Origin of the sequence: Qipengyuania sp. (assembly GCF_042095715.1) — a bacterium.
Taxonomy (GTDB): domain Bacteria; phylum Pseudomonadota; class Alphaproteobacteria; order Sphingomonadales; family Sphingomonadaceae; genus Qipengyuania.
In genome coordinates this window covers 1-2,077 of record NZ_JBELMO010000110.1, presented here as the reverse complement: position 1 = coordinate 2,077, position 2,077 = coordinate 1, and the positions used below count along the sequence as shown (strand labels likewise).

Genomic DNA, 2,077 nt, shown 5'->3' with positions numbered 1-2,077 from the left:
TTTGGGTCGCGGAGCGCTTGCCCTCTCATGACAGTCGCCGCATGGATCGCTGGATGAGTGCGGCAGCCGACTATCGTGAGGATTCGGACGGGGCGGGGCGGGTGCTGCGCTTTTCCGGCGACATGTCGCTGGCCCGGCTGGGCGACGTGCCCGAGCGTCTGGATCGCGAGGGAGGGGAGGTCGCATCGCTCGACCTGTCCGGTATCGAGCGAATCGACACGATCGGCGCCTGGGTGATCCACCGCTTCGCTCGCCAGCACCGGGCGGACATTACCGGGCTGACGGGCGATGCACAGCATCTGCTCGATCAGGTCGTCGCGGCGGACCAGCCGGTGCAGATGCGCCCGCCGTCACGCTCGTCCTTCCGCCGGGTGCTGGGGGAGATCGGCGACGCGACGATGCATTCGGCGCGGACCGCAATTGGCCTGCTCGGTTTCCTCGGCGCCACGCTGATCGCGTTCGGCGCGGTGATCCGGCACCCCAAGCGGTTTCGCTTCAACGCGACGGTGCAACGGTTCGAGGTGGTGGGCGTGTCCGCGCTGGGCATCATCGGGCTGATGAGCTTCCTGATCGGCATCGTCATCGCGCAACAGGGCGCGGTGCAGTTGCGGCAGTTCGGCGCGGAGGCGTTCACGATCAATCTGGTGGGCCGCCTCACCTTGCGTGAACTGGGCGTGCTGATGACCGCGATCATGGTCGCGGGTCGCTCCGGCTCCGCCTTTGCGGCGCAACTCGGCACGATGCAGTTGACCGAGGAAATCGACGCGATGCGGACGATCGGCGTATCGCCGATGGAGGCACTGGTGCTGCCCCGCACGATCGCCGCGATCGTGTTGATGCCGCTGCTCGGCTTCTATTCGTCGGTCATCGCGATCATCGGCGGCGGGCTGCTGTGCTGGATTTCGCTCGATATCCCGCCCGTCGCCTATGTGGCCCGCATCCGCGAGGTGGTGCCGATCACCGATCTGTTCGTCGGTTTGATCAAGGCGCCGGTCTTCGGCGCGATGATCGCGATCGCGGGATGTTTCCAGGGAATGCAGGTGAAGGGCGACGCGGAACAGGTCGGCTTGAAGACGACGGCGGCGGTGGTGCAGGCGATCTTCATGGTGATCGTCATCGATGCCTTCTTCGCGGTCTTCTTCGAACAGATCGGTTGGTTGTGATGCCGGCACATCAGCGACAGGATGATCGCGACGACGGGCCCGTGATCCGCGTTCGCGGCCTGCGCAACAGCTTTGGCGATCAGGTGATCCATGACAACCTCGATCTGGAGGTGCGTCGCGGCGAGATCCTTGGCGTGGTCGGCGGCTCGGGTACGGGCAAGTCGGTGCTGATGCGCTCGATCATCGGGCTGCAATCACCGGACGCGGGCGAGGTCGAGGTGTTCGGGGAGCCGACGCTTGACCGCAGTGAGACCGAGACGGTCGACATCCGCAAACGCTGGGGCGTGCTGTTCCAGGGTGGCGCGCTGTTCTCGACGCTGACGGTGGCGGAGAATGTGCAGGTGCCGCTGCGCGAATTCTATCCCGACCTCAATCTCTCGCTGCTCGACGAAATCGCCTCCTACAAGGTGGTGATGACCGGGCTGCCGTCAGACGCGGGGCCGAAGTTTCCGGCCGAACTGTCCGGCGGCATGAAGAAGCGCGCCGGGCTGGCGCGTGCGCTGGCGCTGGATCCCGACCTGCTGTTCCTCGACGAGCCGACCGCTGGCCTCGACCCGATCGGCGCGGCGGCGTTCGATGAACTGACCGCGTCGCTGCAGAAAACGCTGGGGCTGACCGTCTTCCTGATCACGCACGATCTCGATACGCTTTATGCGATCTGCGACCGGGTGGCGGTGCTGGCGGACAAGCGCGTGATCGCGGTGGGTACGATCGCGGAACTGCTGGCGCTGGATCACCCGTGGATCCAGGAATATTTCAACGGCCCGCGCGGCCGCGCCGCCGTGGCGACGCAGGAGGCGCACCGCGATGCGGCGCCGACGGCCGCCACGCAGCGCGCCGCCGCGGCCGCTGACGAGATGACCACGACGATCGGGCAGGCGAGCCAGGGCGGCCTTGCCGACAATAACGCCCGC

At 66.6% G+C, this 2,077-nt stretch carries 2 protein-coding genes; both read left to right on the top strand.

All coding sequences use genetic code 11. The features are described from left to right. Positions 1–53 precede the first annotated feature (53 nt). Positions 54–1,163 carry an MlaE family lipid ABC transporter permease subunit gene (locus ACFDTG_RS15780; RefSeq protein ID WP_375248446.1) on the top strand — a complete coding sequence of 370 codons (1,110 nt, stop codon included), beginning with the start codon at positions 54–56 and terminating at the stop codon, positions 1,161–1,163. Next, positions 1,163–2,077, top strand: a 915-nt coding sequence (locus ACFDTG_RS15775) for an ABC transporter ATP-binding protein (RefSeq protein ID WP_375291909.1), incomplete at its 3' end; no start/stop codon positions are given. The genes ACFDTG_RS15780 and ACFDTG_RS15775, both read left to right, overlap by 1 nt.

Excerpts from the sequence above, each read along its gene's own strand:
- ACFDTG_RS15780 (WP_375248446.1), top strand. The coding sequence starts at position 54 with ATGAGTGCGGCAGCCGACTATCGTGAGGATTCGGACGGGGCGGGGCGG.